Origin of the sequence: Anaerotignum faecicola (assembly GCF_003865035.1) — a bacterium.
In the GTDB taxonomy this organism is placed as follows: domain Bacteria; phylum Bacillota; class Clostridia; order Lachnospirales; family Anaerotignaceae; genus Anaerotignum_A; species Anaerotignum_A faecicola.
The window spans coordinates 1-4,787 of the sequence record NZ_BHVZ01000003.1; the positions used below are offsets into that span (position 1 = coordinate 1).

Sequence of the window (4,787 nt, forward strand, 5' to 3'; positions counted from 1 at the left end):
GCTATGTTTTGGCATAGTGCAGCTTTTTATTGTCCATGGGTGAGGATTGCTTCCCTCTGTGGCAGGCTGCATGCACCACAGCCCGACACAGAAAAAAACAGCAGCACAGCAAAATTTTGGTGCGACATGGACAAGGAGGAACCGAATATGTACACAACACAGATGGACGCGGCAAGACAGGGTATCATCACACCGCATGAAAATTGTGGCGGAAAAGGAACGCATGGACGCGGAGGAAATCCGCAGTCTGGTTGCAAAGGGGCAGGTTATTATTCCCTGCAACAAAAACCATAAAGCCCTGCACCCCAGCGGTGTCGGCGCAAGGCTGACAACAAAAATCAACGTCAACCTCGGCGTTTCGCGCGACTGGAAGGACGTGGATATGGAGTATGAAAAGGTACGCTCCGCAGTAGAAATGGGCGCAGAGGCGATTATGGATTTAAGCTCCTACGGGGATACCAGAAGCTTCCGCCGCAAGCTGACCGCCGATTGCCCTGCTATGATCGGCACCGTGCCGATTTATGATGCCGTTGTGTATTATCATAAGCCTCTGGCACAAATCACAGCAGAGGAATGGCTGGATATCGTGCGGATGCACGCAGAGGACGGCGTAGATTTCATGACCATCCATTGCGGCATGAATCGTGCAACAGCGGCACGCTTTAAGCAGAATAAGCGTCTGATGAATATTGTTTCCCGCGGCGGCTCCATCATGTTTGCATGGATGGAAATGACAGGCAACGAAAACCCCTTCTATGAGCATTATGATGAAATTCTGGATATCTGTCGGGAATATGATATCACCATGAGCCTTGGGGATGCCTGCCGCCCCGGCTGTCTTGCAGATGCAACCGATACGGCGCAGATTGAGGAGCTGATTACTCTTGGCGAGCTGACAAAGCGCGCATGGGCGAAGGATGTGCAGGTCATGATTGAAGGCCCCGCCACATGCCCATGAATCAGATTGCCGCAAATATGGAAATTCAGAAAACACTCTGCCACGGCGCACCGTTTTATGTATTGGGGCCCTTGGTGACAGATGTTGCCCCCGGCTATGACCACATCACCTCTGCCATCGGCGGTGCGCTTGCGGCGGCATCGGGTGCGGCATTCCTGTGCTATGTAACCCCTGCGGAGCATTTGCGCCTGCCCAACGCGGCAGATGTAAAAGAAGGGATCATTGCGGCGAAGATTGCGGCACACGCAGCCGATATCGCAAAGGGAATCCCTCATGCGGCAGATTGGGACTACAAAATGAGCGAAGCAAGAAAGCGTCTGGATTGGGAGGAAATGTTCCGCCTGAGCATGGACCCCGAAAAGGCGCGCCGTTACAGAGCAGAGGCAAAGCCCGAAAAAGAGGATACCTGCAGCATGTGCGGCAATTTCTGTGCAGTCAAGAACACAAATCGTATTCTGGATGGCGAAATTGTCAGCATTTTTGATGAATAATCTCGGTCAAAACAAACTGTTTTCATAGGAATATACCAAATACGGCGGACATTTGTCCGAGTGGGAGGCGGCGTTTTGCTGAAAAACTCCGTCCGGTATTGACAGGTGTCTTTGAAAGAGGTACGATAGACAAAATTTTTTCAGCAAAAATTTTTTAGACTAGATGAGAACAGCAAAGAAAAGACGAGAGGAGAAAACAGAATGAAAACAGAAAAGAACATTCCCTACAAAATTTATCTGGATGAGCAGGAAATGCCGAAAAAATGGTACAACGTGCGTGCGGATATGAAAAATAAACCGGCACCGCTTCTGAACCCCGGCACACTGCAGCCCATGACAGCCGAGGAGCTTGGCGCAGTTTTCTGCGATGAATTGGTACAGCAGGAATTGGATAACGATACTGCTTACATCTCGACATCCCACAGGAAATTTTGGATTTTTATAAAATGTACAGACCATCTCCTTTGGTTCGTGCATATTGTCTGGAAGAAAAATTGCAGACACCCGCAAAGATTTATTATAAGTTCGAGGCAATAACACCAGTGGCAGCCATAAGCTGAATTCTGCCATCGCGCAGGCGTATTATGCAAAGAAGCAGGGCCTGAAGGGCGTGACAACAGAAACCGGCGCAGGCAGTGGGGCACAGCGCTTTCCATGGCGTGTGCATATCTGGGTCTGGACTGCACGTATACATGGTTAAGGTTTCCTATGAGCAAAAGCCCTTCCGCCGCGAGGTCATGCGCACCTATGGCGCAACCGTAACCCCTTCCCCCTCCACTACAAACGGAAATCGGGAAGAAGATTCTGGCGGAGCATCCCGGCACAACGGGCAGCCTTGGCTGTGCCATTTCCGAAGCCGTAGAAACGGCAGTCGGCAAGGAGGGCTATCGTTATGTTCTGGGCAGTGTGCTGAATCAGGTTCTGCTGCCTTGTTTCCATACCGATGATGGACTGATGCAGCAGAACCTGATTCAGCACACTGCCCAGAACATAACGATAGCCCTCCTTGCCGACTGCCGTTTCTACGGCTTCGGAAATGGCACAGCCAAGGCTGCCCGTTGTGCCGGGATGCTCCGCCAGAATCTTCTTCCCGATTTCCGTTGTAGTGGAGGGGGAAGGGGTTACGGTTGCGCCATAGGTGCGCATGACCTCGCGGCGGAAGGGCTTTTGCTCATAGGAAACCTTAACCATGTATACGTTGCAGTCCAGACCCAGATATGCACACGCCATGGAAAGCGCTGTGCCCCACTGCCCTGCGCCGGTTTCTGTTGTCACGCCCTTCAGGCCCTGCTTCTTTGCATAATACGCCTGCGCGATGGCAGAATTCAGCTTATGGCTGCCACTGGTGTTATTGCCCTCGAACTTATAATAAATCTTTGCGGGTGTCTGCAATTTTTCTTCCAGACAATATGCACGAACCAAAGGAGATGGTCTGTACATTTTATAAAAATCCAAAATTTCCTGTGGGATGTCGATGTAAGCAGTATCGTTATCCAATTCCTGCTGTACCAATTCATCGCAGAAAACTGCGCCAAGCTCCTCGGCTGTCATGGGCTGCAGTGTGCCGGGGTTCAGAAGCGGTGCCGGTTTATTTTTCATATCCGCACGCACGTTGTACCATTTTTTCGGCATTTCCTGCTCATCCAGATAAATTTTGTAGGGAATGTTCTTTTCTGTTTTCATTCTGTTTTCTCCTCTCGTCTTTTCTTTGCTGTTCTCATCTAGTCTAAAAAATTTTTGCTGAAAAATTTTGTCTATCGTACCTCTTTCAAAGACACCTGTCAATACCGGACGGAGTTTTTCAGCAAAACGCCGCCTCCCACTCGGACAAATGTCCGCCGTATTTGGTATATTCCTATGAAAACAGTTTGTTTTGACCGAGATTATTCATCAAAAATGCTGACAATTTCGCCATCCAGAATACGATTTGTGTTCTTGACTGCACAGAAATTGCCGCACATGCTGCAGGTATCCTCTTTTTCGGGCTTTGCCTCTGCTCTGTAACGGCGCGCCTTTTCGGGGTCCATGCTCAGGCGGAACATTTCCTCCCAATCCAGACGCTTTCTTGCTTCGCTCATTTTGTAGTCCCAATCTGCCGCATGAGGGATTCCCTTTGCGATATCGGCTGCGTGTGCCGCAATCTTCGCCGCAATGATCCCTTCTTTTACATCTGCCGCGTTGGGCAGGCGCAAATGCTCCGCAGGGGTTACATAGCACAGGAATGCCGCACCCGATGCCGCCGCAAGCGCACCGCCGATGGCAGAGGTGATGTGGTCATAGCCGGGGGCAACATCTGTCACCAAGGGCCCCAATACATAAAACGGTGCGCCGTGGCAGAGTGTTTTCTGAATTTCCATATTTGCGGCAATCTGATTCATGGGCATGTGGCCGGGGCCTTCAATCATGACCTGCACATCCTTCGCCCATGCGCGCTTTGTCAGCTCGCCAAGAGTAATCAGCTCCTCAATCTGCGCCGTATCGGTTGCATCTGCAAGACAGCCGGGGCGGCAGGCATCCCCAAGGCTCATGGTGATATCATATTCCCGACAGATATCCAGAATTTCATCATAATGCTCATAGAAGGGGTTTTCGTTGCCTGTCATTTCCATCCATGCAAACATGATGGAGCCGCCGCGGGAAACAATATTCATCAGACGCTTATTCTGCTTAAAGCGTGCCGCTGTTGCACGATTCATGCCGCAATGGATGGTCATGAAATCTACGCCGTCCTCTGCGTGCATCCGCACGATATCCAGCCATTCCTCTGCTGTGATTTGTGCCAGAGGCTTATGATAATACACAACGGCATCATAAATCGGCACGGTGCCGATCATAGCAGGGCAATCGGCGGTCAGCTTGCGGCGGAAGCTTCTGGTATCCCCGTAGGAGCTTAAATCCATAATCGCCTCTGCGCCCATTTCTACTGCGGAGCGTACCTTTTCATACTCCATATCCACGTCCTTCCAGTCGCGCGAAACGCCGAGGTTGACGTTGATTTTTGTTGTCAGCCTTGCGCCGACACCGCTGGGGTGCAGGGCTTTATGGTTTTTGTTGCAGGGAATAATAACCTGCCCCTTTGCAACCAGACTGCGGATTTCCTCCGCGTCCATGCGTTCCTTTTCCGCCACAATTTTCATCTGCGGTGTGATGATACCCTGTCTTGCCGCGTCCATCTGTGTTGTGTACATATTCGGTTCCTCCTTGTCCATGTCGCACCAAATTTTGCTGTGCTGCTGTTTTTCTGTGTCGGGCTGTGGTGCATGCAGCCTGCCACAGAGGGAAGCAATCCTCACCCATGGACAATAAAAAAGCTGCACTATGCCAAAAACATAGCGCAG

The 4,787-nt window shown here is 50.8% G+C and carries 1 protein-coding gene and 3 pseudogenes; 2 read left to right on the top strand and 2 right to left on the bottom strand.

Translation table 11 applies throughout. The features are described from left to right. Window positions 1-126: 126 nt before the first annotated feature. Together thiC (EJE48_RS07460) and EJE48_RS12860 are read left to right on the top strand one after the other, a co-directional pair. A pseudogene (thiC, locus tag EJE48_RS07460) lies at window positions 127-1,449 on the top strand (phosphomethylpyrimidine synthase ThiC). Window positions 1,450-1,650: 201 nt separating this feature from the next. Next, window positions 1,651-2,376, top strand: a pseudogene (locus EJE48_RS12860) (pyridoxal-phosphate dependent enzyme); the annotation flags it as partial. On the opposite strand, the pseudogene EJE48_RS07470 reads toward EJE48_RS12860, so the two are convergent. Further along, a pseudogene (locus EJE48_RS07470) lies at window positions 2,377-3,132 on the bottom strand (TrpB-like pyridoxal phosphate-dependent enzyme); the annotation flags it as partial. Window positions 3,133-3,332: 200 nt separating this feature from the next. Further along, on the bottom strand, window positions 3,333-4,637 hold the full coding sequence (thiC, locus tag EJE48_RS07475) for a phosphomethylpyrimidine synthase ThiC (protein ID WP_016406756.1): 1,305 nt from the start codon (window positions 4,635-4,637) through the stop codon (window positions 3,333-3,335). Window positions 4,638-4,787: the final 150 nt, after the last annotated feature.